Source organism: Halolamina salifodinae, from assembly GCF_017874235.1.
GTDB classification, from domain to species: domain Archaea; phylum Halobacteriota; class Halobacteria; order Halobacteriales; family Haloferacaceae; genus Halolamina; species Halolamina salifodinae.
This window is the reverse complement of record NZ_JAGGLC010000003.1, coordinates 427,897-451,451: the sequence shown is the minus strand read 5'-3', so window position 1 is coordinate 451,451 and position 23,555 is coordinate 427,897. Positions and strand designations below refer to the sequence as shown.

General features: G+C 69.0%; 24 protein-coding genes and 1 pseudogene. 16 read left to right on the top strand and 9 right to left on the bottom strand.

Annotation, left to right across the window (positions count from 1 at the left end):
* Nucleotides 1-97 precede the first annotated feature (97 nt).
* The 6 genes from J2753_RS09320 (at nucleotide 98) to J2753_RS09295 (ending at nucleotide 6,577) form a co-directional block, all read left to right on the top strand.
* The gene (locus tag J2753_RS09320; protein WP_209491658.1) at nucleotides 98-1,105 is read left to right on the top strand and encodes an ABC transporter substrate-binding protein; all 1,008 of its coding nucleotides are present in this window, start codon (nucleotides 98-100) and stop codon (nucleotides 1,103-1,105) included.
* Nucleotides 1,098-2,201, top strand: a complete 1,104-nt coding sequence (locus tag J2753_RS09315; RefSeq protein ID WP_209491657.1) for an ABC transporter substrate-binding protein — start codon at nucleotides 1,098-1,100, stop codon at nucleotides 2,199-2,201. Before J2753_RS09320 ends, J2753_RS09315 begins: the two co-directional genes overlap by 8 nt.
* Before the next feature lie 4 nt (nucleotides 2,202-2,205).
* Nucleotides 2,206-3,741: an ABC transporter permease gene (locus tag J2753_RS09310; RefSeq protein ID WP_209491656.1), complete on the top strand. Its 1,536-nt coding sequence runs from the start codon at nucleotides 2,206-2,208 to the stop codon at nucleotides 3,739-3,741.
* Between the two features lie 58 nt (nucleotides 3,742-3,799).
* A complete protein-coding gene (locus J2753_RS09305) occupies nucleotides 3,800-5,173 on the top strand; it encodes a DNA polymerase Y family protein (protein WP_209491655.1) in 1,374 nt (457 codons plus the stop codon).
* 115 nt (nucleotides 5,174-5,288) lie between these two features.
* Nucleotides 5,289-6,302: a hypothetical protein gene (locus J2753_RS09300; RefSeq protein WP_209491654.1), complete on the top strand. Its 1,014-nt coding sequence runs from the start codon at nucleotides 5,289-5,291 to the stop codon at nucleotides 6,300-6,302.
* Entirely contained in the window at nucleotides 6,299-6,577 is a 279-nt protein-coding gene (locus J2753_RS09295; RefSeq protein ID WP_209491653.1) for a hypothetical protein, read from the top strand. The genes J2753_RS09300 and J2753_RS09295 overlap by 4 nt, the downstream gene beginning before the upstream one ends.
* A gap of 27 nt (nucleotides 6,578-6,604) precedes the next feature.
* On the opposite strand, the gene tpiA is transcribed toward J2753_RS09295, so the two are convergent.
* From tpiA to J2753_RS09280, 3 genes are all read right to left on the bottom strand, one after another.
* Nucleotides 6,605-7,249, bottom strand: coding sequence for a triose-phosphate isomerase (tpiA, locus tag J2753_RS09290; protein WP_209491652.1), 645 nt, complete (start codon nucleotides 7,247-7,249; stop codon nucleotides 6,605-6,607).
* A 64-nt stretch (nucleotides 7,250-7,313) separates the two neighbouring features.
* Complete coding sequence (locus tag J2753_RS09285; protein WP_209491651.1) at nucleotides 7,314-7,841, bottom strand: multiprotein bridging factor aMBF1; 528 nt, start codon at nucleotides 7,839-7,841, stop codon at nucleotides 7,314-7,316.
* Nucleotides 7,842-7,904: 63 nt separating this feature from the next.
* Nucleotides 7,905-8,516: a class I SAM-dependent methyltransferase gene (locus J2753_RS09280; protein WP_209491650.1), complete on the bottom strand. Its 612-nt coding sequence runs from the start codon at nucleotides 8,514-8,516 to the stop codon at nucleotides 7,905-7,907.
* Nucleotides 8,517-8,640: 124 nt separating this feature from the next.
* Between J2753_RS09280 and J2753_RS09275 the strand changes: the two genes are divergently transcribed.
* Complete coding sequence (locus J2753_RS09275) at nucleotides 8,641-9,597, top strand: sensor histidine kinase (RefSeq protein ID WP_209491649.1); 957 nt, start codon at nucleotides 8,641-8,643, stop codon at nucleotides 9,595-9,597.
* Here the strand turns inward: J2753_RS09275 and J2753_RS09270 are convergent.
* Entirely contained in the window at nucleotides 9,594-9,950 is a 357-nt protein-coding gene (locus J2753_RS09270; protein ID WP_209491648.1) for a winged helix-turn-helix transcriptional regulator, read from the bottom strand. The two genes, J2753_RS09275 and J2753_RS09270, sit on opposite strands and share 4 nt — an antisense overlap.
* A gap of 132 nt (nucleotides 9,951-10,082) precedes the next feature.
* Between J2753_RS09270 and J2753_RS09265 the strand changes: the two genes are divergently transcribed.
* Both J2753_RS09265 and J2753_RS09260 read left to right on the top strand, forming a co-directional pair.
* Nucleotides 10,083-11,729 carry a GTPBP1 family GTP-binding protein gene (locus J2753_RS09265; RefSeq protein WP_209491647.1) on the top strand — a complete coding sequence of 549 codons (1,647 nt, stop codon included), beginning with the start codon at nucleotides 10,083-10,085 and terminating at the stop codon, nucleotides 11,727-11,729.
* Nucleotides 11,730-11,769: 40 nt separating this feature from the next.
* A complete protein-coding gene (locus J2753_RS09260) occupies nucleotides 11,770-12,174 on the top strand; it encodes a hypothetical protein (RefSeq protein WP_209491646.1) in 405 nt (134 codons plus the stop codon).
* Nucleotide 12,175: 1 nt separating this feature from the next.
* On the opposite strand, the gene J2753_RS09255 is transcribed toward J2753_RS09260, so the two are convergent.
* The 4 genes and pseudogenes from J2753_RS09255 to J2753_RS09240 form a co-directional block, all read right to left on the bottom strand.
* Nucleotides 12,176-12,688: a hypothetical protein gene (locus J2753_RS09255; RefSeq protein ID WP_209491645.1), complete on the bottom strand. Its 513-nt coding sequence runs from the start codon at nucleotides 12,686-12,688 to the stop codon at nucleotides 12,176-12,178.
* Between the two features lie 3 nt (nucleotides 12,689-12,691).
* Nucleotides 12,692-13,627 (bottom strand): methenyltetrahydromethanopterin cyclohydrolase, encoded by a 936-nt coding sequence (gene mch, locus J2753_RS09250; RefSeq protein ID WP_209491644.1) that lies wholly within the window; start codon nucleotides 13,625-13,627, stop codon nucleotides 12,692-12,694.
* A gap of 359 nt (nucleotides 13,628-13,986) precedes the next feature.
* Nucleotides 13,987-14,297: pseudogene (locus J2753_RS09245) on the bottom strand (thiamine-binding protein).
* 55 nt (nucleotides 14,298-14,352) lie between these two features.
* On the bottom strand, nucleotides 14,353-14,697 hold the full coding sequence (locus tag J2753_RS09240) for a DUF2087 domain-containing protein (RefSeq protein WP_209491643.1): 345 nt from the start codon (nucleotides 14,695-14,697) through the stop codon (nucleotides 14,353-14,355).
* A 209-nt stretch (nucleotides 14,698-14,906) separates the two neighbouring features.
* Here J2753_RS09240 and J2753_RS09235 point away from each other — a divergent pair, with 209 nt between their 5' ends.
* From J2753_RS09235 to J2753_RS14440, 6 genes are all read left to right on the top strand, one after another.
* A complete protein-coding gene (locus J2753_RS09235) occupies nucleotides 14,907-16,046 on the top strand; it encodes a substrate-binding domain-containing protein (RefSeq protein WP_209491642.1) in 1,140 nt (379 codons plus the stop codon).
* A gap of 59 nt (nucleotides 16,047-16,105) precedes the next feature.
* Nucleotides 16,106-17,263 (top strand): phosphate ABC transporter permease subunit PstC, encoded by a 1,158-nt coding sequence (gene pstC / locus J2753_RS09230; RefSeq protein WP_209491641.1) that lies wholly within the window; start codon nucleotides 16,106-16,108, stop codon nucleotides 17,261-17,263.
* Complete coding sequence (gene pstA / locus J2753_RS09225; RefSeq protein WP_209491640.1) at nucleotides 17,260-18,867, top strand: phosphate ABC transporter permease PstA; 1,608 nt, start codon at nucleotides 17,260-17,262, stop codon at nucleotides 18,865-18,867. Before pstC ends, pstA begins: the two co-directional genes overlap by 4 nt.
* On the top strand, nucleotides 18,860-19,765 hold the full coding sequence (gene pstB / locus J2753_RS09220) for a phosphate ABC transporter ATP-binding protein PstB (RefSeq protein ID WP_209491639.1): 906 nt from the start codon (nucleotides 18,860-18,862) through the stop codon (nucleotides 19,763-19,765). The genes pstA and pstB overlap by 8 nt, the downstream gene beginning before the upstream one ends.
* Before the next feature lie 9 nt (nucleotides 19,766-19,774).
* Nucleotides 19,775-20,770: a PhoU domain-containing protein gene (locus J2753_RS09215; RefSeq protein ID WP_209491638.1), complete on the top strand. Its 996-nt coding sequence runs from the start codon at nucleotides 19,775-19,777 to the stop codon at nucleotides 20,768-20,770.
* An 88-nt stretch (nucleotides 20,771-20,858) separates the two neighbouring features.
* Nucleotides 20,859-22,142, top strand: a complete 1,284-nt coding sequence (locus J2753_RS14440; protein ID WP_245334552.1) for a pyridoxal-phosphate-dependent aminotransferase family protein — start codon at nucleotides 20,859-20,861, stop codon at nucleotides 22,140-22,142.
* Between the two features lie 3 nt (nucleotides 22,143-22,145).
* Here the strand turns inward: J2753_RS14440 and serB are convergent, their stop codons facing one another.
* Complete coding sequence (gene serB, locus J2753_RS09205; protein WP_209491637.1) at nucleotides 22,146-22,784, bottom strand: phosphoserine phosphatase SerB; 639 nt, start codon at nucleotides 22,782-22,784, stop codon at nucleotides 22,146-22,148.
* A 129-nt stretch (nucleotides 22,785-22,913) separates the two neighbouring features.
* Here serB and J2753_RS09200 point away from each other — a divergent pair, with 129 nt between their 5' ends.
* Entirely contained in the window at nucleotides 22,914-23,447 is a 534-nt protein-coding gene (locus J2753_RS09200; RefSeq protein ID WP_209491636.1) for a hypothetical protein, read from the top strand.
* Nucleotides 23,448-23,555 lie beyond the last annotated feature (108 nt).

The window sequence follows — 23,555 nt, the reverse complement described above, 5'->3', positions numbered from 1 at the left end:
GACCGGGATAAGGGCTCGCTCCGCGGGCGCACGCCCGGACTCACTTATAAATGTTCGAAAGAAACCCCTAAGTGCACCCTCTCACAATCGGAGGGATATGGCGACGCAGGTAGATTTCCAACTCAACTGGGAGCCAACCGGGTTCCAGGCGCCCTTTTTCCTCGGCGCTCAGCGGGGCTACTACGCGGACGAAGGACTCGATGTGCGGATGCTGGGCGCACGCGGCGGCGGCGTCGGCACGGGGTCGCCGTTCGCCACCGAGCGCGTGGCCGACCGCTCGTGTGAGTTCGCGTGGGCCGGCGGCTCCGGCACCGTGCTCTCGAAGAGCCGCGGCAACGACATCGTCGTCGTCGCCGGCGCCACCCACCGGACGCCGGCAGCAGTGTTCACGCTGGAAGACGAGTTCGGCGGGCCGCTGGAGGACCCCGAACAGCTCGCCGATACGACCATCGCGCCGACGGCGACCAAGACGTCGCTGCTGGCCCAGATGCTGCTACGCGAGGCCGGCGTCCGCGACGACGTGCAGGTGCTCGGCGTCGACCAGCACACCCACCATCGCCCCCAGCGGAAACTGCTCGACGGGACTATCGACGCCGCAGTCGGCGTCGTCACAAACGGCGAGGAGTTGGCCCGCGAGTACGACCGAACCCCACAGGAGCTCTCCATCGGGCTCGAACTCCCCATCTACGGGATGGGGATCGTCACGAACCCCGAGTACGCGGCCGAGAACCCCGAGACCGTCGAGGCGTTCCTGCGAGCCAGCGCCCGGAGTTGGGCCGACGCCGTCGCCGACCCGGGGGCGGCCATCGACGCCGTGGTCGAGCGCAACGCCGACCTCGAGTACACCCGGGAGATCGAACGACGCAAACTCGACTGGATGCTCGACGAGTTCGTCGACTACTCCGCCTTTTCGGACCGCTGGGGCGAGCACGACGCCGAGCGCTGGGCCGAACTGGTCGAGCGCATGAGCGAGATGAACGCGCTCGCCGAGGCGGTCGATCCCGAGTCACTCTGGACCGAGGAGTATCTCGATGACTCGCCGGCGATCACGGGGTTCCTCGACCGCGCCGGAAAGCGAACGGCGGTCGAACAGGCAGATGACTGACGACCGATCGACCCGGGGCCGTCGGGCGTTCCTCGGCACCATCGCTGCGGCGGGCGGCGCCTCCCTGACTGGCTGCCTCGACGGGGCAACCAACGTCGTCGGCGGCACGCCCGAACCCACCACGGTTCGGCTGTTGCTCGACTGGAAGGCCAACGCGACCCATGCCGGCAACTTCGTCGCCGCCGAGCGGGGCTTCGACGAAGCGGAGGGCGTCTCCCTCGAAATCGAGTCCGGCTCCGGCGGCTCGACGACCGCCGAGCAGGTGGGGCTCCGGAAGTACGAACTCGGTCTGACCAGCGCGGCGTCGGTACTCGGCGCGCGCAACGGCGACGTTTCACTGCGGAGCTACGCGGCCGCCCAGCAGGGGCCCAACAGCGTCGTCTACACCGTCGCCGAGCAGTTCGGCGGCACGCTCTCGAAGCCGACTGACCTGCAGGGGAAGACCGTCGCCGCCGCCTCGGCGTCGTCGAACCTCGCGCTGTTGAAGGCACTGCTCGACGACGCCGGCGTGCTCGACTCGGTGGAGTTCCTCAACGTTGGCTGGGGCGGGCTGACCTCCTCGATACTTTCGGGCGACGCCGACGCCGCGCTCGGCGCGTTCCCCGACGGCATCGCAATGGAGAAGGAGGGGTACGACGCCTCGATGCTCTGGCTCTCCGACCACGTCGACTCCACCGGCCGGCTGATCGCGGCCAACCCCGGCTTCGCCGAGGAGAACGGTGATGCGCTCCGCGGCGCGCTCCGGGCCATCGCGCGCGGCTGGGCGTGGGCCGCCAACGACCCCGAGGGCGCGATGGACCTCATGATCGACGCCGAACCCCGGCTGGAGGGCGGCCGCGAACTGGGGATTCAGAAGATCAAGGGGACGGTTTCGAAGCTCCTGCTGACCGACTCCGTCCGGGAGCACGGCTGGGGCTGGCAGTCAGGCCCGGCGTGGTCCTCCGTGCAGGACACCCTCGCGGCCGCCGACTTCGTCTCGGGCGAGGCCGACGCCGAGGCCGCCTGGTCGAACGAGTATCTGGACACCGACGACGAGTTCGTCGGCTCGTTCGCCACGCAGGTATCGGCGGACTACGCGGACTCCTGGCGCGCATAGGTGTGTGACCCGACGGACCACGAACCGAGGGCTGCTCACCCTCGCATCGCTCGTCGCCGCGCTCGCCGGCTGGACAGGCGCCGCGGCGTTGCTGGATCTCCCCGCTCTGCTGTTTCCCTCCCCCGCCGCGGTCGCCGAAGCGTTCGCCGCGAACGCTGACACCATCGCCGGGAACGTCGCCTACACCGCCGCGGAAGTCGCGGTCGGCTGGGGACTCGGCGTCGCCGTCGGCGCCGCGCTGGCGGTGGCCATCGTCGTCTCCCCGACCGCGAGCCGTGTCGGCTACCCCGTGCTGGTCGTCGTTCGGCTCGTCCCCGTCGTCGTGTTCCTCCCGCTGCTGATCCTCCTGCTCGGGCCCACGCTGGCTTCCCGGACCGCTATCGCGGTGCTCGTGACGTTCTTCCCGGTCGTGCTCGCGACCGTCGAGGGGCTCCGCTCGGTCGACGAGGCGCGGCTGGCGGTGCTTGCGACCGTCGGCGCCTCGCGCTGGCAGCGACTCCGGTACGTCCGGCTCCCGGACGCGCTGCCGGCCGTGTTCTCCGGGCTGATCGTCTCTGCGCCAATCGCGGTCCAGACCGTCGTGCTCGCGGAGTATCTCGTGGGCAACCACGGCATCGGTGCGGCCCTGCGCGCGACGGCCGCCCGCTTCGAGACGCCGCTGCTGTTCGCCTACGTGCTCACGCTGATCGCGCTCAGCCTCCTCCTGTTCGGCGCAATCCGGGCGGCCGAGGCGGCCGTACGCTGGGACGACCCCGACAGCGGCGTCGCCGAGGGGGGCGGCGCCGTCGCCGCCGACCTCCCCGGCCGCCCGACGACGAACGCACTCGCCGCGGCGGCGACGTTCGGCGCGGCCGCGCTGGCGTGGCAGGCCGTGAGCGCGGTCTTCCCCCGGGATCTGTCCGTCTTCCTCCCGGCGCCGCTGGGGGTGCTCGGGACACTCGTCGACACCGCCGGGCTGTTCGTCGGCGCCGGCGCGACGACGCTGGGGACGTTCGCACTCGGCTGGGGCGGCGGCGCGATTGTGGGACTCGCACTGGGTGCCGTCGTGGGTCTCCTCCCCCGACTGCGGGGGGTGCTCGGCGGCCAGTTCGTCGCGGCGCGCTCGGTGCCGGACGTGGCTATCGTGCCGCTCTTCCTGGTCTGGTTCCGCGTCGGCCCGTCGACGGCCGCGCTGCTGGTCGCCGTCGCGGCGTTCTTCCCGGTCGCCGTCGGCGCCGCCGATGGAGCGGGGCGACTGCCCGCGCGTCAGCGCGACGTGCTCCGCTCGGTCGGCGCGCCGTGGCACCGCGTGCTCGCCGTCCGGGCGCGCTACGCCCTCCCGCAGCTATTCGCCGGCTGTAAGCTCTCAGTGGTCGCGGGGTTCACCGCCACCGTGATCGCCGAGTGGTTCCTCACCAGCGACGGCCTCGGCGTGCTTTTGCTCCAAGGGATGACCGACACGAACCCCCGGCTGACTTACGCCGCTGCGTTCGTCCTCGCCGTCCTGGGGATGGCGCTGTACGGCGCCGTCGCCGCGCTCCAGCGCCGGCTGACGTGGTGATTTTCAGTTCCACCCCGCTCGGGAAACCCTCTTTTCCGTCCCGCCCGGACGTACCAACATGAGCGGGAGCACCCTCCCGGGGACCGGCGACGACGACGCCCCCGACCGAGTGGTGCTCCACGTCGATATGGACTGCTTCTACGCCTCCTGCGAGCGCCTCAGAGAGCCCGAACTCCGCAGTGAGCCGGTCGTGGTCGGCATGGGCTACGAGAAAGGCGAGACCATCGGCGCCGTCGCGACGGCCTCCTACGAGGCCCGGGAGTACGGCGTCGACTCCGCCCAGCCGATCTCGCAGGCTGTCGAGCGACTGCCGCCCGTCGAGCGCCCGGATCTCGGCGGCGGAGACGCCGCGGACCGAGCAGGGGCGGCGGGAGGGAACACCGACCGCGGCCACTACCGCCCGGTCGATATGGAGTTCTACCAGTCGGTTGCGAGCGAGGTCAAGGCCATTCTCCACGACTGCGCCGACACGGTGCGGGAGGTGAGCGTCGACGAGGCGTACCTCGACGTGACCGACCGGACCTCGTGGGAGGCCGTCGACGCGCCCCCACACGCGTCGGGCGCGGCCGAGCAGCGCACGCTCGCGGAGGGCCTCGCCCGGCACGTCCGGGAACGAATCGCCCGGGAGGTCGGCGTGCCGGCGAGCGTCGGCGTCGCGCCCAACATGGCGACCGCGAAAATCGCCAGCGATCACGACAAACCCGACGGGCTGACAGTCGTGCCGCCGGGGCAGGTCGCCGACTTCCTCGCACCGCTGCCCATCGAGGAGATCCACGGCGTCGGCCCGGTTCGAGCGGGCGACCTTCGAGAGATGGGGATCGAGACGGCTGGCGACCTCGCGTCCGCGGACCCGCGAACCCTGCAGGACCGCTTCGGCGACCGCGGGGTCGAACTCCACGACCGTGCGCGCGGCGTCGACGACCGGGAGATCACGCCCCGCGGCCGGCCCAAGAGCCTCTCCCGGGAGTCCGCGTTCGCCGAGGCGACGACCGACCCCGAGGAAAAGCGCGAGAAGGTCCGCACGCTCGCGGCGGCCGTCGCCGAGCGCGCGCGCACGAAGGACGCACTCTACCGGACTATCGGGATCAAGGCCGTGACCACCCCCTACGACGTGAACACGCGCGCCGAGTCGCTCTCGGGGCCCGTCGACGACCCCGAGTTGGTCGAGGAGGTGGCGCTCTCGCTGCTGACCGAGTTCGCCGACAGCGAGGTCCGGAAGCTCGGCGTCCGGGTGTCGAAACTCAGCTTCGCAGCGGGCGATCAGGCGAGCCTCGACGGGTTTGAGTCGGCAACGGTCGCCGACGGCGGTGGCGGCGACGCAGAGCCGGCAGCCGATGCGGAGACGGCTGCCGATGCCGAGCCGACGGCCGACGAGGAGTCGACGGCGGCGGAGAGCCGCTCCGGACAGTTCTCGTTGGGCGAGTTCGAGTGACTCGTCGGAAACCCTATGTGGCCGCGGTGGATCTGGTAGGACAACCCCGAGCGACCGTTCGGTCGCTCGACGCGCCCTCGGCCGCCGACCCGGCGGCGCGACGGCGACCATCACTATGACCGACGACACTGACACCGCCGAACGCGAGGACGAAGCGCCCGCGGCCTCGCTCCCGCTGATCGACACGTTCGCGGCGCTCAAGGGCGAACTCGCCGCGAAGGAGGACCGGATCGAGCGCCTCGAGAGCGAGCTCCAGCGGGAGTATCTGGAGCCGGCGGAGGAGGCAGATGGCGAGGCTGAACCGACCGAAGCGGCCGCCGAAAGCGCCGACAGCGACGCGAGCGACGACGAACCCCGCTCCCACGAGGACTGGGAGCCAGCGACCGACCCGCTGAACGACACTGGCGCGGTGGAAGGCAACAGCGACCACGCCGGCGTCAGCGCGGAAGCGCCAACGAGCGCAGCAGACGCCGATCCTACCGAAACCGAACCCGGCACTGCCGCCGACGACTCCGGACTGAAGCCCGTCCGCACGGCGGGAAACCGGTCGGCAGATGCCGGCGCGCGGAACACGTCACCGGGGTCTGCCACCGACGAGCCGGCCGAACGACCCACGGAACGGCAGTTCGGCGTCACCATGCAGACTTCCTCGAACCTCACCGGTGGCTCGCTGAGGAGTTCCGCGAACGGCGTGCGTGCAGGTCGAAAGGAGGAGTCCGGAAGCGACAACGGTGATCGGCCCGACCCGACCGCGGACCGCGGCGAGCGCCTCAGCCTGTTGGCCCGCCGTGCGGAGATCCGGAACGAGGCGGCGGTCGTCGAGACGTTTGTCAGCGGGATCGAGGCGCTCGATGACGTGACCCGGGAGATGCTGGCTCACTACCGTGAGGCCGGCGACGCCGCGCCCGTCGACGCCCACGTCGCCGCCGGGGGGTCGGGCGAGCGCCAGTACGCCTACGCGCGCAACCGCACGCTCCGGAAAGCCGGCGTGATCGAACACGACAGCGCCGGGCGCTACCGCTACGCGCTGCCCGCACTCGTCGCGGAAGCGTTCGACGGCAGCGCCGACACGGAGACGATCACCGACACCGTGGAAGCCATCGAGTCGGAAACCGGGCTCGCCGAATGAGGGCCCTACCCAAGACGGGCGAGGGGCGCTGGCACCTCGACCGGCACGCGCGGCTGGTGGTCTACGAGGCCGACGCCGGCGACGAACTGGTCACGGTCTACGACTGCGGTGCCGCCCAGAAGCCCCCCTCCGCGCAGTTCATCGGGAACCTCGTCCGGGTGCGCGCACCGCACGAACTCGAACGCACGCCGACCGGCTACACGGTGACGCTGGAGGCAGGGGGCACGCTGGTCGAACAGGGCGACGACCACTACGTGATCGAGAAGCGCGACTGATCGCGGCTGACCGCGACTGAACCCCGCTCAGAGCGGCGAAACCAGATCCCGCAGCACTGCCTCGGGGTCGTCCGCGAGTGCAACACCGGAGGCGAGCAGCACGCCGTCGGCACCCAGATCCCGGGCCGCGGCCACGTCCTCGCCAGTCGCGATGCCGGCGCCACAGAACACGTCGACGCCCTCGTCGACGCTGCCGGCAGCCTCGACGGCGTCGGTGACGATGTCCGGATCGGCGGTCGCGACCGACTCGTCGCCGCCGATGAGTTCCGGCGGTTCGACGGCCACCGCGTCGGGGTCGAGCGCCGTGGCGGCGGCTATCTGGTCGGGGTTGTTCGCACAGACGACCGTTTCGAGGCCCTCCGACTCGGCCCCGTTGAGGCTGGCGTCGATATCGGCCAATTTCTGGCGGTTCTCGGAGTGGTTCAGCAGCGTGCCGACGGCGCCCGTACGCTCCACGGCGGCGGCGTGGGTGCTCCCGGTGTGGCTGCCGTGCTCGACAGGGCTGACGTGCTGGGCCCACGTCTCGACGCCGGTGGCGGCAACGGCGCTGATGCGGGCGGCTTGGGGGGCGACCGCGATGCGGGCGCCGGTCTCCTCTGCCACGTCGGCCGCGGCGGCCGCGACGGCGACGGGGTTGCAGTCGTACGCTTTGAGGTTGACGAGGATGAACACGTCGGGAGGCGGGCCCCAACCTGCAAATAGGTAGGCGGTTCGGCGCGATGCCGGGCGATTCGTCTTACTCGCTCTTGCGTTCGACGACGTCGCCGAGCGTCTGGGTCATCGAGGAGTCCGAATCCCAACTGGCGTCGTCGTCGCCCGAGCCTTCCGACAGCGAGATCTCGAGGCGCTTCTCGAGTTTCTCCTTCACGTCGTCGCTGGGGAGGATGTCGCCGCGCTCGAGTTTGCCGATCAGCGAGGCCTTCTCGTTGAGCTCCCCGGCGAGCTCCTCGCGACTCAGTCCGTCGCGCTCCCGGGCGGCCCGGATGCGCTCGTCGTAGTCGCTGGCGATCTCGTCCATCTGGTCGAACATGTCCCGACGGGGGCGGCTGCTACTGCCGCCGCTCCCGCCGCTGCCCGTCGACGAGGACGAGCCGGACCCGTCCGAGGAGGAGGTGGAGTACTTCGTCGACGTGGTCGACGTGGACTCCGTCTTGACCTCGGTGCCGAAATCGCTGCAGTCGTCACAGAGTTCGAGTTCGGCACCCTCGACTTTCGTCGTCGTGAGCGAGGACTTCTCCGCGCCGCACATCTCACACTGGGCCATACACGACCTAGCGGGTCGGGTAGTAAAAAGGGACCGGCGGCGGGGCGGCCGTCGACGCCGCCCTCACGGCGTGTTTCGACAGCGCAGGAACGGCCACTCGCCGTCGTCCATCTCGCTCCGGACGCCGTAGCGGTCGAACACCGAGAGCCCGGCTGCCTCGAGCAGCCGTTCGGTCTCCGCCATCGGCGGGAACGACCAGGCCATCTGCTCGTCGGAATCGAGCCAGTCGTCGTTCTCGCCGGCCCAGTCGTCGCCGATGCTGAACAGGAACTCCCCACCCGGCGCCAGCACGCGCGCGACTTCCTCGTAGCAGTCTCTGTGGGTCTCGACGGGCAGGTGGATCACGGAGTAGAACGCGGTGACGGCGTCGAAGCTGTCGGCGGCGAAGGGAAGCGCCGTCAGTTCGCCGGCGACGAGGCCCGCCTCGGTGCGCTCGCGGGCGAGTCTGAGCTGTTCGGTCGAGAAGTCGAGGCCGACTACCCGCTCGTCAGGGAAGAACTGTAGCGGCCCCTCGGCGGCACCACAACCGAGATCCAGCACGCGCGGCTGCTCGGACAGCGACTCACGCAGGGCGACCAGCCCCTCGTTCGCCGACGGCGCCGCCGTCCGCTGGTCGTCGTAACTGTCCGCCATCGCGTCGTAGCCCGACTGAACCGTCGTTCGCTGCTCGTCCATGCGGCGACGCTCACGCGCTCCGGTGAAACGGTTTCCGGAACCATGCGGAGGTTTGCCACGTCTCGAGTATCAGATCTCGTAGCCGGAGCGATCAATTATTGAGGGTTGGTGAAGAAGCGCGTCTATGAGCAGGGCGCAGGACTCCCCGTTCGAGGGCCGCCGCGTGCTCGTCGTCGGAAGCGACGACCGAGCGACGGCGCTCGTGAACGCGCTCGGCCGCGACGGGATAGACGCCACGCTGGTCGAGTCCGCGCCCGACGCTATCGCGACGCTCGACGCCGTCGACCTTGACCTGCTGGTCGTCGTCGACGGCGCGGCGGGCCGCCCCGCAGACGTGTTCGGCGCTGCCGCCCGGCGAGGCCACCGTCTCCCGGGCGTGTTTGTGGGCTCCAAGAGCCGCGCGCTGCCGCCGGGCGTCGAACAGGCGCCTGCGGGGGCCGACGCCGCGGCATCAGTGATCCGCCAGCGCTTGCTTGCGGCCGCCGCCGACGACGCTACCCCAGCCGTCGAGGACGACTCGCTGGCGACCTACGGCCGGACGGTCTCTCACGAACTCCGGAACCACCTCAACGCCGCCCGCCTCGCGGTCGACTCGCTGGAGGGGCCGACGATGGGGCAGGCCCGCGAGGCACTGGATCGACTGGAGGCACTGGCCGACGAGGCCGAAACCGTCGCGACCGGCAAGGTCGATACCACCGAGTCGGTGTCGCTCGCCGACGCCGGGGCCGAGGCGGTCGACCGCGTCCGCGCGCCGGCGGCGTCGATCCACGTCGATGCGAGTGGGACTGTGCAGGCGGACCGCGGGCTACTGACGCTGTTACTGGAGAATTTGGTGCGAAACGCGGCCGAACACGGTGCCGAGGACGGCGGCGTGACGATCCGCGTGGTCGACACCGACGCCGGCTTCGCCGTCGTCGACGACGGGCCGGGGTTCGGCGAGGAGAACCCGTTCACCTGGGGGTACACCACTGGCGACGGCCAAGGCTCGGGGCTGGCTATCGTCGAGCGGATCGCCGACGCCCACGGCTGGGAGATCGTCGCCGGCGGGGAGGAGGGTGCGCGCGTCGAGATCCGGACCTAGGCCTGACAGCTCTCCATCCACTCGTTGGCCCACGACTCGATCTCGTCGAAGACGGGAGCCAGCGACTCGCCTTTCGGCGTCAGCGAGTAGTAGGTCGCCACCGGCGCATCCTCTTCGAGGCGGCGTTCGACGAACCCGGTCTCCCGGAGGTCGTCCAGCACGCGCGAGAGCGTGCGAGCGTTGGCCTCCGTCGACCGCTTGAGTTCGTTGAAGCGTTTCTCCCCCTCGGTCAGGTCGTGGAGTACGACGAGGCGCCACTGCGAGCCGATCTGTTCGACCGCGTCGACGACGGGACAGACCTCGTCGGCCCGACTCTCGATTGTTGCGCCGGCTTCCTCCATCTCGGTGGACATCTGTTACCCGGTTCGGTCCGGATACCTATAACCGCTTTCCCTCCCGGCTCGTGACCGCTCCGGAGCGCGACTGTGCCATGGTGAGCCACAACACGAAAAGGCATATATCGCCCGCGGCGCCTACCCCGCCCCATGAGCGCAGACCGGGCCCCCCTGCAGCGGGCTCTGGAACGCGGCGAGGAGGAGGGCGGTCCCATCGAGTTCAAAACTCGGCTCACCCGCGACACCCACCTCGTGGAGGGGCGGATGGAGTCGCTGGCTGCCCAACTCCGGCACCGCGTGCTCTCTGGCGACGGTGAGGCGACGTACGTCGTCGGCGTCGACGACGACGGCGCGATTGCGGGCATCTCCCCCGACGCCTTCTCGGAGTCGATGGACGTGCTCTCCCTCTTAGCGGAGGACGCCGATGCCCATATCGAAGACGTCGAGACGTGGGGCATCGAGGAGCAGAGCTCCTCTGGCAACCGGACATCGTCCGGTGAGGTCGGCGACGGCCTGGTCGGCGTCGCGACGGTCCGCGAGGGCGCGATGCTCGAGACGGACGACGACGAACACGTCGTCGTCGGCACCGCGGGTCACGTCGACCACGGGAAATCGACGCTCGTGGGGACGCTCGTCACCGGCGAGCGAGACGACGGCCGAGGGGGAACGCGCTCGTTCCTCGACGTCCAGCCACACGAGGTCGAGCGCGGGCTCTCGGCGGACCTCTCCTACGCCGTCTACGGCTTCGACGACGATGGGCCCGTCCGGATGGACAACCCCCACCGGAAGACCGACCGAGCGCGGGTCGTCCGCGAGGCCGACCGTCTCGTCAGTTTCGTCGATACCGTGGGCCACGAGCCGTGGCTCCGCACCACGATCCGCGGGCTGGTGGGCCAGAAACTCGACTACGGCCTGCTCGCGGTCGCGGCCGACGACGGCCCGACCAAGACGACCCGCGAGCATCTCGGCATCCTGCTCGCCACCGAACTGCCGACGATGGTTGCGATCACCAAAACCGACGCCGTAAACTCCGAGCGCGTCGAGGAAGTCGAGACCGAGGTCGAGGCGATGCTCCGCGAGGTCGGCGAGACCCCGCTCCCCACGGAGCGCTACGGCGTCGATGCCGCCATCGAGGAGATCGGGACGACGGTCCCGGTCCTGCGCACCAGCGCCGTCGGCGGCGACGGCCTCGACGACCTCGACACGCTGTTCGAGGCGCTACCCAAGCGCGAGTCCGACGCCGCAGCGCCGTTCCGGATGTACATCGACCGCTCCTACAGCGTCACCGGCGTCGGCGCCGTCGCCTCGGGGACGATCAACGCCGGCACTGTCGAAGCGGGCGACGAACTCCTGCTCGGGCCGATGAGCGACGGGAGCTTCCGGGAGGTGGAGGTCCGGTCTATCGAGATGCACTACCACCGCGTCGACAAGGCCCAGGCGGGCCGGATCGTCGGCATCGCGCTGAAAGGCATCGAGGAGTCCGAAATCGAGCGCGGGATGGCGCTGCTCCCCCGCGAGGCCGACCCCGAGCCAGTCCGGGAGTTCGAGGCGGAGGTCGTCGTGCTGAACCACCCGACGAAGATCGGCGAGGGGTACGAGCCGGTGGTCCACTTGGAGACCCTGAGCGAGGCCGCCGTCTTCAGGCCCGAGGGCGGGCGCCTGCTCCCGGGTGACAACGGCCGGACATCGGTTCGGTTCAAGTTCCGGCCCTACCTCGTCGAAGAGGGCCAGCGGTTCGTGTTCCGCGAGGGCCAGAGCAAGGGCGTCGGCACGGTCAGATCCCTCGACACCCGCTGATCCCGAACCCTTTTCGCGCCGGACAGCCTCCGTCAACGGGATGGACGAGGCCACCGCAAGACGGCTGGCGCTGCTCGCGACCGGCGTCGCGCTGGCCGCGGTGGCGACGACGCTGGCACGGTTCGTACTCGTGGGCGAGGGCGTCGGCGCCGCCGAACCGTTCGCCGTGGTCGTGGGCCTCGGCGTCGCGATGCCGGTGTTTCTCGCCGGCGCCTACCCGGTCACCCAGCAGGGTGTCGAAGGTCGAACGCGGGCCGTCCTCGCGCTCGCGGAGGCCGGCGGCGGCATCGCCGTCGGGGCGCTCGCCGTGGTGATCCTGCTTCCCCCGACCCTCCCGAACTTCCTGCCGGTCGGCGGGGGCGCCGCATCGACGTATCTCGGCGCGACCGCTGCTCGGGCGGTGGTGTTGAGCCGGGACTCCGGGCCGAGGGAAAACGACGCGTGACTCAGTTCTCGGCGGCGACGTAGCCGCCGTCGACACGTTCCGCGAGATCCAGCACGACGAGCCAGTCGAGCAGCCGCGACGTTCGTGCCGCCCAGTGCTCGACCCACGTCCGGCGGCGTTCGCGCTCCCAGCCCGGGACAGTGTCGCGAAGCCGGTCGAACGCCGACTCGGCGGTGAGTGGCTCCTCGGCCGCTCTGAGCACGTCGAGCGTCTCGCGCGCGCCGAACACGCGCTCGCGGAACGACTCCCGGACGTTCTCGGGGGTCGGCTCGCGGTCGGTTCGTTTGAAGCCGGAGTCAGTCTCCTCGGCCAACTCCAGCGCGCGGAGGAACGTGAGCCAACTCCGGGCCACGTCGCGGCTCTCGAACCCCTCCCGGCGCATCAGCCGGGCACAGCAGTCGTTCTCGGATCCGGGGACCAGCGGGACTGCCGACTGGGCGTCCGCCAGCGCGTCGAACACGTCCCGGTCCTCGTCGCGGTCCGCGGGCGGTTCGGGGAGCGGTTTGAGTCGCACGGCCTAGAAGCCGAAGCTCTCGGCCAGCAGCGCCTCCTCGCGGCCGCCGAAGCGGTAGGTCGGGCCGTCGACGACGTCGACGGTGGCGGATGCGGGGCCGAACACCGACTCGGGAAGCGCCTCGAAGTCCCAGTCGTGCTGCTCGAAGATCTCGGCGAAGGTGGCGTCGTACTCCGCGGCGGCGTCGGAGGTGACCGCGTCGAACGCTTCTGGGTCGTCGCGGGCGACGGTGAGATGGACCTCGCCGCCGTAGGCCAGCGCGTCGTTGGTGCGGGCCATCGCCTCGCTCTCGTCGTAGCCCACCGGCGCGACGGGGGCGCTCCCGGAGACCGAGAGCACGTCGTCGGGGTCGTAGCCGGCCTCGAACAGCTGCCAGACCGCCGATTCGGGCGCGCGGGCACCGGCGGCGACGCTGCCGGCGATGGAGCCCAGCGCGAACGTCGGCAGGAACACGCCGCTCTCCTCGACGCCCGCGAGGTCGGCGACGTGGCTCGCGATCTCGTCGTCCGGCAGGTCGATGCTCTCGACGGCAAGCACCGTCAGGTCGAACTCGTCGTAGTAGCCCACGGCCTCGAACTCGGACTCGCGGCCGACCAGCGCCCGCGCGGGGCCGGAGCCGAGCCCGTCGTAGAACTCGAAATCGAGCTCCCAGCCCGCCTTCTGCGAGCAGAGCAGGGCGATCCCGGGGTGGTCCGTCGACAGTTCCACGTGGGGCACCGGCGCGCCGTCGACCCGGCCGGTCCGGGTCGTGATCGTCGCCAGCCCCGCGGTCTGAATCTCCGCGAGCAGCACGCCCGCCTCGACGCCGCCGTCCACGTCGACGCCGAAGTCCAACACGGTCGCGCCCGAGTCGAGTTCGTAGGGCGCGACGTTGAGCTCGTCGGCGAAGTCGAGCGCCTCGTCGACCAGCTCGACCGCCATCCGATTGATGCTCTCCATACGACGTACTCCCGCGCCACCGCGTAAAGGGTTTTCAGTCCCGTGTGGACGCGTCCGACTCTGGGTCGCTCTCGGCGGCCTGAGCGACCTTTCGAGTCCCCGAAACGTTCTGCGCCGCCCCAGAAACGAGCCAACTGATACGCGCCGCGTGAGAAGCCAGGTCGCCGGGGTGGACTGCCGCCCGCACTGACGGGGTCGGCGACCCGGCTTCCACAGGGGAATGGTCCGCGACCGGCGTCGTGCGGTCGTCAGGTGGCCGCTCACCGTCCGCGCCCGAGCGTGGCGCGTTGCTCGGGCATGGATCTATAGTCGGAAAAACCACATAACCGTTCTGGCCGTGTGCCCGCCCTGACGGCCCCCTACCGCTCTTTTTGCGCTTCCCGACCCAGTTCCGACTCCACGGCCGCGACCTTCGACGCGGCGTCGGCGTCACTCGTTCGCTTGTCGTCGATTTTGAGGAACGTACTCACGCGGTCGCCGTCGACGGCCTCGTGGGCGGCCTGCGCGGCCGCGAACAGCTCGCCGATCTCGTCGGCCTCGATGGTGGTCCCCATCGGTGTTGTCTCGTAGGACACGTCGAAGGCATCGAGGGCGTCGACGGCTTTCGCCACCTCAGGAGCATGGACTCGTCCGTTGCCGGTGCGACCGAGAGGAATGCGACGACGGTCATGGGTGGGTGTTGGGCGCGCCGGAACTTCGCTCTACCGACGGCTCCGGCACCGGGGTCAGTTCAGGACGCCGAGGTCTTTCGCGTGGCGCGTGAGGTGCCCGTTCTCACGTACGTCCTCCTCCGAGAGGGTGCGGGTCAGAATCTCGTACTCGTTTGCTCGGTTGTCGTAGTGGACGTAGCCGAAGTTCACCAACTCCCGGCGCAGGTGGATCGGCTCGGCGAAGTGCTCGCCGATACGCTCGGTGACCTCGGTTTTGGTGTACGTTTCCCCGGTCTCGAACTCCCGGTCGAGCAGTTCCTCCAGCACCACCAGTTTCAGCGCGCTGTTTCCCGGGACGGAGTCGCTCTCCCGGCACTTCTCGAAGAACGCCTCCCGATCCCGGTCGAAGTCGAGGGCCATATCGGGCGTTCCACGCCCAGGTAATGGGTTTTCGGGTGCAGTGACAGTGCCCCGCATGATCTCGGTTGCGGTGGGACGCATGTGATCAATATATAGCACTCTGTTCCGGACCCAATCGCTCTGCGTTCCTCAGTCCGGTCCGGAGTGCTCACAGCACCCAATACTCCTATTATAAACCGCTTTACAGTAATCACTCCCCGGTTGAGGTGATGACGCCTGGTTCCGAGGGCTTGGCAGGACACGTATCGCGGCGGAAGTTCATCGCGGCCACCGGCGTTGCCGGTGTGACCGGGGTCGCCGGCTGTTCGGGCGGTGGTGACGACTCGACCGACACTGAGGACGGCGAGTCCGGCGGGGAATCGACGGACTCGGGTGGCCAGCAGTCCGGCCTGGACACTACCGTCCTGACCGGGGACGGCTCCTCGACGGTGTTCCCGATCACGAACACTGCCTCGAGCTACTGGAACTCCAACCCCGAAGCGGGCGACGAGGACTACTGGCCAGCCGAGGCAGCCGAGGAGTACGGCACCGACATGCGGCTCGCAGACTACTTCGCGAGCCAGTACGGCTACGAAGCGACCGAGCAGCGCTCCGTGCCGCCGTTCCGCGTGAGTATCGCACTGAGCCACTCCGGCACGGGTGTCGAGGGCGTGATGGAGGGTCGCGTCGACATCGGCGACTCCAGTGCCTCCGCCGAGGCCGAACTCGCGGGGAGTGACCCCTCCGAGGAGACGCTGAACAACTTCACCGACCACGTCGTCGGCGTCGACGGTCAGCCGATTGTGGTCAGCCGCGAGATCGCCGACGCCGGCGTCGAGAGCATCACCATCGAGGAGCTTCGCCAGATCTACCGACAGGAGATCACCAACTGGTCCGAGGTCGGCGGTCCGGACCGGGAGATCCTCGCACTCGGTCGCGCCGAGGGCTCCGGGACCGACACCTCGTTCCGCGCAAACGTGTTCGGCGATCCCAACGCGCCGATCAGCCCCGACCAGCGCTTCGGCCAGAACCAGCAGCTCCAGACGGCCATCGCGCAGGCCAACAACGCCATCGCCTACATCGCGCTCGCGTTCGTCGAACCGGACGGCGCGACGCCGCCGGTCGACCTCGTCATCGACGGCACCACGTACTCCTACGGCGACAACCTCGGCGCACAGGACTACCCCCTGTCGCGTGACCTCCACGCCTACACGTGGACGGGTACCTCCCGAAAGGAGGCCGCCTTCATCAACTTCATCCTGAGCGACTTCGGTCAGGAGCACTTCGTCCGCGCCGAGAACTACTTCGCGCTGCCCGACGACCGACTCCAGAGCCAGCGCGAGAAGGTCGCGCCGTCGAACTACGAGTAAGGCGACGGCTCCCCTGGCGCACGGCCCCCACGATTCATTTATACCGTACTCATGCATTCATGACGCAGCGACTCCCACAGACACGAGAGGTACCGAGGCGGCTCCGCGCGGCCGTCCGCCGGCGCGTCGAGCGCACGAAACAGCGGGCCCGCGACTATCGCTCGCGGACCGAGGACGGCGCCATCGCGATGGACGGGCTCGTCTTCGCCTCGGTGATCGTGACGTTCCTGTCGTTTCTCGCCGGCTCCAGATGGACCGTCATCCCCGTCGTGGTGTTCCTCGCGTCGATGGGGGTCGGCTGGTACCGCTATCAGGCGGAGGCCGCCAAGATCACGACGCTCCTGACGACCGTGATCACGGTCTCGATCCTGACGCTGATCGTGGCGTTCCTGGTGATCGAGTCGGTGCCCGCAGTCCGACTCATGGGGCTGGACCTGCTCACCCAGATCCGGAACCCGACGATGGATGACCCCGCGCTGGGGCAGGGCCTATGGGGGCGCAACGACGTCTGGTCGCTCACGCCGATGATGCTCGGCACCGCGGTCACGACCCTCATCGCGACCCTCATCGCGGCTCCAATCGGCATCGCCGGCGCCGTGTTCGTCTCGGAGATCGCCCCCCGGCGCGTCCGTGAGGTGGTCAAGCCCGGCATCGAACTGATGGCCGGGATCCCCTCGATCACGTACGGGTTCATCGGCCTCACCATCGTGAACCAGTACTTCTACCTGGAGTTCGGCACCCCGACCATCGGGACGTACTTCGCGGCCGGCCTGATGATCGGCATCATGGCGCTTCCGACGGTGGTCACCGTGGCCGAGGACGCGCTGAACGCCGTGCCGGAGTCGATCAAGAGCGGCGCGCTCGCGATAGGGTCGACGCGATGGCAGACGACCAAGAGCGTCACCATCCCCGCCGGGCTCTCGGGGGTCTCGGCGGGCGTCCTGCTCGGCATCGGCCGAGCGATGGGCGAGACGATGGCGGCGACGGTGATGCTCACGCACACGAAGGGGTTCCCCTCGCCCGTCTTCGACGTGTTCTCGAACTACGGCGAGACGCTCACGACCGTCATCGCGTTCGAGGGCGGGAACGCCAGCGGCGTCCACATGAGCGCGCTGTTCGCGGCCGGCGTGGTCCTGTTCGTGATGGTGATGCTGCTGAGCGTCGCCTCACAGTACGTCGAGTGGCGAATGTACCAGAAGCTCGGGGGTGAGCAATGAGCAGCGTCACGGAGAACCGACTCGCCGCCGCCGACTCGACGACCGGTGACCTCGTCTCGCTGGGCGTCATCGGCGTCGCGACGCTCACCTTCCTCGCGTCGTGGCTGCTGTTGCTCCAGTGGGTCGACGAGACGGCCACAGTTGCCGGCCTGAGCGTGCTGAAACTCCTCGGCGTCGGGTTGGCCGTTATCGGCGGCGGCCTCGTAGTTATCGGCGTCGGCTCACGGTTCGACTACATCGACACCACGCCGTCGTCCTCGGCGGGCGCGCCGGTCGGGGTCGTGTTCGGCGTACTGTGGGCGATCCTCGGCGGTCTCGCGGCGACACTCCTGCTCGAAAATGCGGTCGTGCTGTGGCTCCCAGTCGCCGTCGTCTTCGGCGTCGTCGGGTTCCTCGCCTCGGTGCTTCCTGGGGAGGATGTGGGATCGACCCTTCCAGTGGCGGCCATCCTGATCCTGCTCGGCGTCGTCGTCGCCATCGGCGGCGTCAACGCCGGCTGGACGTGGTCGCCGGACTGGTCCTCAGCGTCGTTCCCGGGAAGCGAACTCGTCCCGATTCTGGTCGTCTTCGGCACCCTCCTCGGCGCCTGGAGCGCCGGGAAGGCAAAGGAAGGGTTCGGCGCCGAGGGCCGACAGGCGGGCGCGTACTACCTCATCGGCTCGGTCGTGTTCGCGATGCTGGGCGTGCTCGGACTCCTGATCGGGTTCATCGTCACGAACGGCCTCCAGACTACGCTCACGGGCGCGAGTCTGCTCGGCGGGCGGCAGACGATACCCTTCGTCGGTCTGCAGGTCGCGTGGCCGGAGTTCCCGTTCCTGCTGAACCAGACCGGCGGGCTGTACGTCGAGATCCCGGGGGTGTTGCCGGCGCTCGTCGGAACCCTGTGGCTCGTCGTCGGTGCTGTCAGCTTCGCAGTACCGCTTGGGATCGGGGCGGCAGTGTTCCTGACCGAGTACGCGGAACGCGGCCGCTTCACGCAGGTCGTCGAAGTCGCCACGAACGGGCTCTGGAGCACGCCGAGCATCGTGTTCGGGCTGTTCGGGCTAGCCTTTCTCGTGCCGCGGATCAGCGGCGGGAACTCCATCGTCGTCGGCCAACTGGTACTCGGGTTCATGCTGCTGCCGCTGGTGCTCATCACCAGCCGCGAGGCGATTCTTGCGGTGCCCGACGCGCGCCGCGACGCGAGCGCCGCGCTGGGAGTGACGAAGTGGCAGACGATCAGAAGCGTCGTGCTCCCGGCGGCGATGCCCGGGACCATCACCGGCGTCATCCTCGGCGTCGGCCGCATCGCCGGCGAGACCGCCCCTCTGCTGTTGGTGTTCGGTGGCTCGCCGTACCCGAGTACCACCCCGAACGTGCTGGGCGGCTTCCGGTTCAGCGCCCAGCCACCGTTCGTGACGAACGAGGCACTGCTCTCCCCCGCGAGCGCCCTGCCGTATCAGCTCTACTCGACGATCACCGCGGGCGTGTTCCCCAAGGAGATTTTCACCAACACCGAGTTCGGCTGGGGAACCGCGCTCGTGCTCCTGCTCGTCGTCGTCGGCCTCTACGCCATCGGCGTCGGGAGTCGACTCTACTTCCGGAGGAAGCTACACAATGAGTGAGATTGAGCCAACCCAACGGACCGACCTGGCCGAACAGCGACTGACAACCACCGGCGAGACCGACGAAACGACACAAGCGGCCTGGACGGAGTTCCAGTTCGAGGACGACGCCAAACTCGCCGTCGAGGCCCTCGACGTCTACTACGGCAACGAACAGGCACTCCAGAGCGTTTCCCTCGACGTGCCCGACGAGTCGGTGACGGCGCTCATCGGGCCCTCGGGCTGTGGGAAGTCGACGTTCTTGCGGTGTCTGAACCGGATGAACGACCGGATCAAGAGCGCCCGCATCGAGGGCTCGGTCGCGCTCGACGGCCAGGAGATATACAGCGACGGCGTGAACCTCGTCGAACTCCGGAAGCGCGTCGGCATGGTGTTTCAGGAGCCGAATCCGTTCCCGAAGTCCATCGAGGACAACATCTCCTACGGCCCCCGGAAACACGGGGACCTCGACACCGGGCTGCTGGCTCGGCTGTTCGGCACCGACGACGCCGAGGAAGCCCAGGCGCTGGTCGAGCGCGCGCTCCGGCGCGCAGCTCTCTGGGAGGAGGTCAAGGATCGACTCGGCGACAACGCGCTCGGGCTCTCCGGGGGCCAGCAACAGCGCCTCTGCATCGCCCGCTGTCTCGCGGTCGATCCCGACGTAATCTTGATGGACGAGCCAGCGAGCGCGCTGGACCCCATCGCCACCGCGAAGATCGAGGACTTGATCGAGGAACTCGCCGAGGACTACTCGGTCGTCGTCGTCACGCACAACATGCAGCAGGCCTCTCGAATCAGCGACCAGACGGCGGTGTTTCTGACCGGGGGTGAGCTCGTCGAGTACGGCGAGACCGAGCAGATCTTCGAGAACCCCCAGAGTCAGCGTGTCGAGGACTACATCACCGGAAAGTTCGGCTGATCACGACCGATGGAGACCAGAAAAGTCCAGCAGGTCGGCGGCGGCACGTACACCGTCTCGATCCCGGTGGGGTGGGCCGAGGAACACGGCCTCGAAGCCGGCGGGACGGCGTATCTCTACACACACCGCGACGGTTCGCTGGTCGTGCGCTGGGCCGAGCGCGACGAGAACGCCCTCGCAGCCACCGAAATCGACCTCGCGAACGCCGACGGGACCGCCACCCGCCACCTGCTGATGGCGGCGTACACGGCCGGGTTCGACCGTATCACGCTCCACCGACGCGAGGAACTCACCGACGGGCAGCTCCGGGCAGTCGAGAACGTCGTCCGGGGGTTGACCGGCGTCGAGATTGCCGAGGAGACTGGCGACCGAATCGTCGTCCGCGGGATGTTGGACGCCGACGGCGTCTCGGTTCGGCAGTCGCTGCTCCAACTCCAGTTCACCGCGCTGTCGATGCACGAGGAAGCGATTGCGGCGTTCGTCGGCGAGCGCGCCGACCCGGCGCAGGTCGCCGAACGCGACGACGAGGCCGACCGCGTGTTCCGGCTAGTCGAACGTCACCTGAACCGGTCGCTGGTACGTCTGTCGGAGGTCGACGACCTGCGGATGGGGCGCCCGCGACTGTTCGACTACTACTGCACCGCGCGCAACCTCGAGCGCGTCGCCGACCACGCCGCCCGGATCGCCGGCACCGCCGCGCGCGAGACATACACCGTTCCTGAATCGGTGGCTGGGGAGTTCCGCGCGATGAGCGACGCCGCCCGGGATGTCGTCCGGGACGCGTCGGACGCCGTCGTCAACGGCGCGCCGCGGAAGGCCGCCCAGGACGCACTCGACCGGAGTGAGGCCGTCGTGGCCGAGGGCCGCCGCCTAGAGTCCCGGATCGTCGAGATCTCGCCCGCACACGCGGCGGTGCTAACTCGCCTGCTGGACAGCCTCGTCCGGACCGCGAAATGTGGCGGCAACATCGCCGATCTGGCGCTGCGGCGCTCGGTTCGGGCGTGATGGGCGAGTCAGAGAACCACCGTGGGCGTGTGAGAGTGGCGCACACCAACGGCGGGCTTAACACCCACCGGAGGAACTAGCCACACACATGCGAGAGGATTTCCTCCTGCTCAACCCGGGGCCCGTACCGCTGAGTGCCGACGTCCGCGAGGCGATGAGCGAGCCGATGGTCTCCCATCGCTCCGCGGCGTTCGAGGCGGTGTACGAGCGCGCACAGGACGGACTGGAGTACGTGTTCGAGCGCTCGACGCCGAGCGAGGCGTCGACGTCCGTGGGCGGGGAGGCACTCATCCTCAACGGCACCGCCACGATGGGCATGGAGGCCGCCGTCGCCAACCTCGTCGACGAGGACGACGAACTCGTCGCCGTCGTCAACGGGAAGTTCGGCCGGCGGTTCAAGCGCATCGCCGAGCGCCACTGCGAGGTCACCCCTGTTGAGTTCGACTGGGGCGACCCGGTCGACCTCGATGCCGTCGACGCCGCCGTCTCCGACGACACCGAAGTCGTCACCGTCGTCCACAACGAGACCAGTACGGGCCTGCTGAACCCCGTCAGAGAGATCGGCGAGATCGCCGCCGCGGCCGACGCCCGGTTCGTCGTCGACGGCGTCACCTCCATCGGCGGCGACGAGTTCCGCATCGACGACTGGAACGTCGACATCGCGGTCACGGACGGCCAGAAGGCGCTCGCGGCGCCGCCGGGCGTCTCGGCGCTCTACGTCGCTGACGGCGTCGACGAGAGCCAGGGGCTCTCGTCTGCCAGCGAGGGACGTAGTCCCTCGGGCAACCGGAAGCCGTCGGCTTCCGGTGACAACCAGAACACGTCGTGTTCTGATGACGTCGACGCCCACATCGACGGCGGGAACGCGCCGTTCTACGAGGATCTGGACTGGCACAGCCGAAAGGCGGGCCAGCACCAGACGCCTTTCACCAGCGCGGTCCCGCTGTTCCGCGGCCTCGCGGTCGCCGTCGAGGAGATCGAAGCTGAGGGGATGAGCGGCCGGATCGCCCGCCACCGCCGGCAGTCGACTGCGTTCCGCGAGGCGATGTGGGCGATGGGGCTCGAGTCCTTCCCCGAACTGAACGAGGCGACGGCGTACTCGAACACCCTCACAGCCATCGACCTCCCCGAGGGCGCGCGCGGTGACGACAGCGAAGCGTTCTTCGACGCCGTCTCGGAGCGCGGCGTCTCCATCTCGGGCGGGCAGGCCCACCTCGGCGGCGAGGTTTTCCGGGTGAGCAACATGGGGAATCTCACGAGCGACCAACTTCTGCGCGGGATCCGGACCATCGGGGAGGCGTTCGAACAGGTCGGCGTCGACATCGACACCGAGGCCGGCGTCAAGAAAGCGCGAAACGAACTGGACGCGTAAAACTCAGTCGAGCAGCCCGGTTCGCTCGAACAGGCCGCCCAGCGCCGCCATCGTCGTCACCACGTCCTCGCAGTGCGGGGAAACAGCGTCCTTGGGTTCGAAGCCGACCGCGTGACCCGCGGCTTTCAGCATCGGGAGGTCGTTCGCGCCGTCGCCGACCGCGACGGTGTTCACGAGGTCGATACCGTACTCCTCGCAGAGATCCGCCAGCGCGTCGTCCTTGGTCCCCTCGATCAGCGACCCCTCGACCTCGCCGGTGAGTTCGCCGTCGACGATGGGGAGGTCGTTGGCGACGATGCGGTCCACTTCGGCGCCGTCGCGCTCCAGCGCGGCTTCGACGCCCGGCGTGAAGCCGCCAGTCAGGATGGCGGTCGTGTGGCCGGCGTCGTTGAGGCGCTCGATCACGTCGGCGGCCCCCCGCCGGAGCGCGGTCTCCTCGTAGGCTGCGGCGGCCTCGTGTTCCGAGAGCGCCTCGAGCATCGCCGCGCGCTCGCGCAGGCTCTCGGCGTAGGAGATCTCGCCGCGCATCGCGCGGGCGGTGATGTCGCCGATCTCCTCGGCGACGCCGTAGCGCTCGCCCAGTGCGACCAGCATCTCCGCATCCGAGAGCGTCCCGTCGAAGTCGAAAGCGACCAGCGTCATACGCCCCCTGTGACCCCTCCAGGCTTAAAGCGCACGAGAGCCGGCACGGTGACCGCGCGAGATGTTTCGACGGCCGGTTCTCCAACGATCCCAACAGTTTTACTGTATCCGCCGTCTGGTTGGCACGCTATGACGTACCAATGCAAGCTAAACCTGATCGAGCGCAACGCCTCGGTCGCCGACGGGCTCTCGGGCTCGGATGTCGGCGGCAAGGGGACGGTGTTCCTGGAGGACGACCAGCTGGTGTTCGGTAGCTCCCGGACAGGCGGCGTCGAGGCGTTCGTCGGCGACACGCTCGACAGCGCGCTGTTCGGGCTCCCGAGCCGACTGGGGCTGTACGACCCGTTCTCGGTGAGCCGCTCGGAGGCCGACCGATACGACGACACGACGTATCTCAACTGGGCGGAGATCGAGGGGGTCTGTGCGCTCAAACACGGCAGTGGCTCCTCCGTGTTCGTCGAGTCGTCCGACCTCGAACCCGGGCAGCGCTACCAGTTCGTGCTCGAACCCAAGGCCGAACACTCGGGGTTCGTCTCCACCGGCGCGGTCGGCACCCACGCGGAGTTCGCCGAGGAACTGCTCCGGCGAGCTGAGTCTGCCGAGGTCATCGACGTGCAGTCGGACATCACCGGCTCGACGGAGCTTCTCGACATCTCACCGTGAGCGGCGAGACCCGGGTTGAGTCGCCGCCCGACTACCGTCGTTGAACAGCATATCTGTGTGCCTATATTCTCCTCAGCCACTCTATACACCCATACACGTGTATAGATA

Excerpts from the sequence above, each read along its gene's own strand:
- J2753_RS09200 (WP_209491636.1), top strand. The coding sequence starts at position 22,914 with ATGACGTACCAATGCAAGCTAAACCTGATCGAGCGCAACGCCTCGGTC.
- J2753_RS09315 (WP_209491657.1), top strand. The coding sequence starts at position 1,098 with ATGACTGACGACCGATCGACCCGGGGCCGTCGGGCGTTCCTCGGCACC.
- J2753_RS09295 (WP_209491653.1), top strand. The coding sequence starts at position 6,299 with ATGAGGGCCCTACCCAAGACGGGCGAGGGGCGCTGGCACCTCGACCGG.
- pstC (WP_209491641.1), top strand. The coding sequence starts at position 16,106 with ATGACGCAGCGACTCCCACAGACACGAGAGGTACCGAGGCGGCTCCGC.
- J2753_RS09280 (WP_209491650.1), bottom strand. The coding sequence starts at position 8,516 with ATGGACGAGCAGCGAACGACGGTTCAGTCGGGCTACGACGCGATGGCG.
- J2753_RS09285 (WP_209491651.1), bottom strand. The coding sequence starts at position 7,841 with ATGGCCCAGTGTGAGATGTGCGGCGCGGAGAAGTCCTCGCTCACGACG.
- J2753_RS09270 (WP_209491648.1), bottom strand. The coding sequence starts at position 9,950 with ATGTCCACCGAGATGGAGGAAGCCGGCGCAACAATCGAGAGTCGGGCC.
- serB (WP_209491637.1), bottom strand. The coding sequence starts at position 22,784 with ATGACGCTGGTCGCTTTCGACTTCGACGGGACGCTCTCGGATGCGGAG.
- J2753_RS09275 (WP_209491649.1), top strand. The coding sequence starts at position 8,641 with ATGAGCAGGGCGCAGGACTCCCCGTTCGAGGGCCGCCGCGTGCTCGTC.
- J2753_RS09300 (WP_209491654.1), top strand. The coding sequence starts at position 5,289 with ATGACCGACGACACTGACACCGCCGAACGCGAGGACGAAGCGCCCGCG.
- mch (WP_209491644.1), bottom strand. The coding sequence starts at position 13,627 with ATGGAGAGCATCAATCGGATGGCGGTCGAGCTGGTCGACGAGGCGCTC.
- pstA (WP_209491640.1), top strand. The coding sequence starts at position 17,260 with ATGAGCAGCGTCACGGAGAACCGACTCGCCGCCGCCGACTCGACGACC.
- J2753_RS09305 (WP_209491655.1), top strand. The coding sequence starts at position 3,800 with ATGAGCGGGAGCACCCTCCCGGGGACCGGCGACGACGACGCCCCCGAC.
- J2753_RS09265 (WP_209491647.1), top strand. The coding sequence starts at position 10,083 with ATGAGCGCAGACCGGGCCCCCCTGCAGCGGGCTCTGGAACGCGGCGAG.
- J2753_RS09240 (WP_209491643.1), bottom strand. The coding sequence starts at position 14,697 with ATGGCCCTCGACTTCGACCGGGATCGGGAGGCGTTCTTCGAGAAGTGC.
- pstB (WP_209491639.1), top strand. The coding sequence starts at position 18,860 with ATGAGTGAGATTGAGCCAACCCAACGGACCGACCTGGCCGAACAGCGA.
- J2753_RS09320 (WP_209491658.1), top strand. The coding sequence starts at position 98 with ATGGCGACGCAGGTAGATTTCCAACTCAACTGGGAGCCAACCGGGTTC.
- J2753_RS14440 (WP_245334552.1), top strand. The coding sequence starts at position 20,859 with ATGCGAGAGGATTTCCTCCTGCTCAACCCGGGGCCCGTACCGCTGAGT.
- J2753_RS09215 (WP_209491638.1), top strand. The coding sequence starts at position 19,775 with ATGGAGACCAGAAAAGTCCAGCAGGTCGGCGGCGGCACGTACACCGTC.
- J2753_RS09260 (WP_209491646.1), top strand. The coding sequence starts at position 11,770 with ATGGACGAGGCCACCGCAAGACGGCTGGCGCTGCTCGCGACCGGCGTC.
- J2753_RS09235 (WP_209491642.1), top strand. The coding sequence starts at position 14,907 with ATGACGCCTGGTTCCGAGGGCTTGGCAGGACACGTATCGCGGCGGAAG.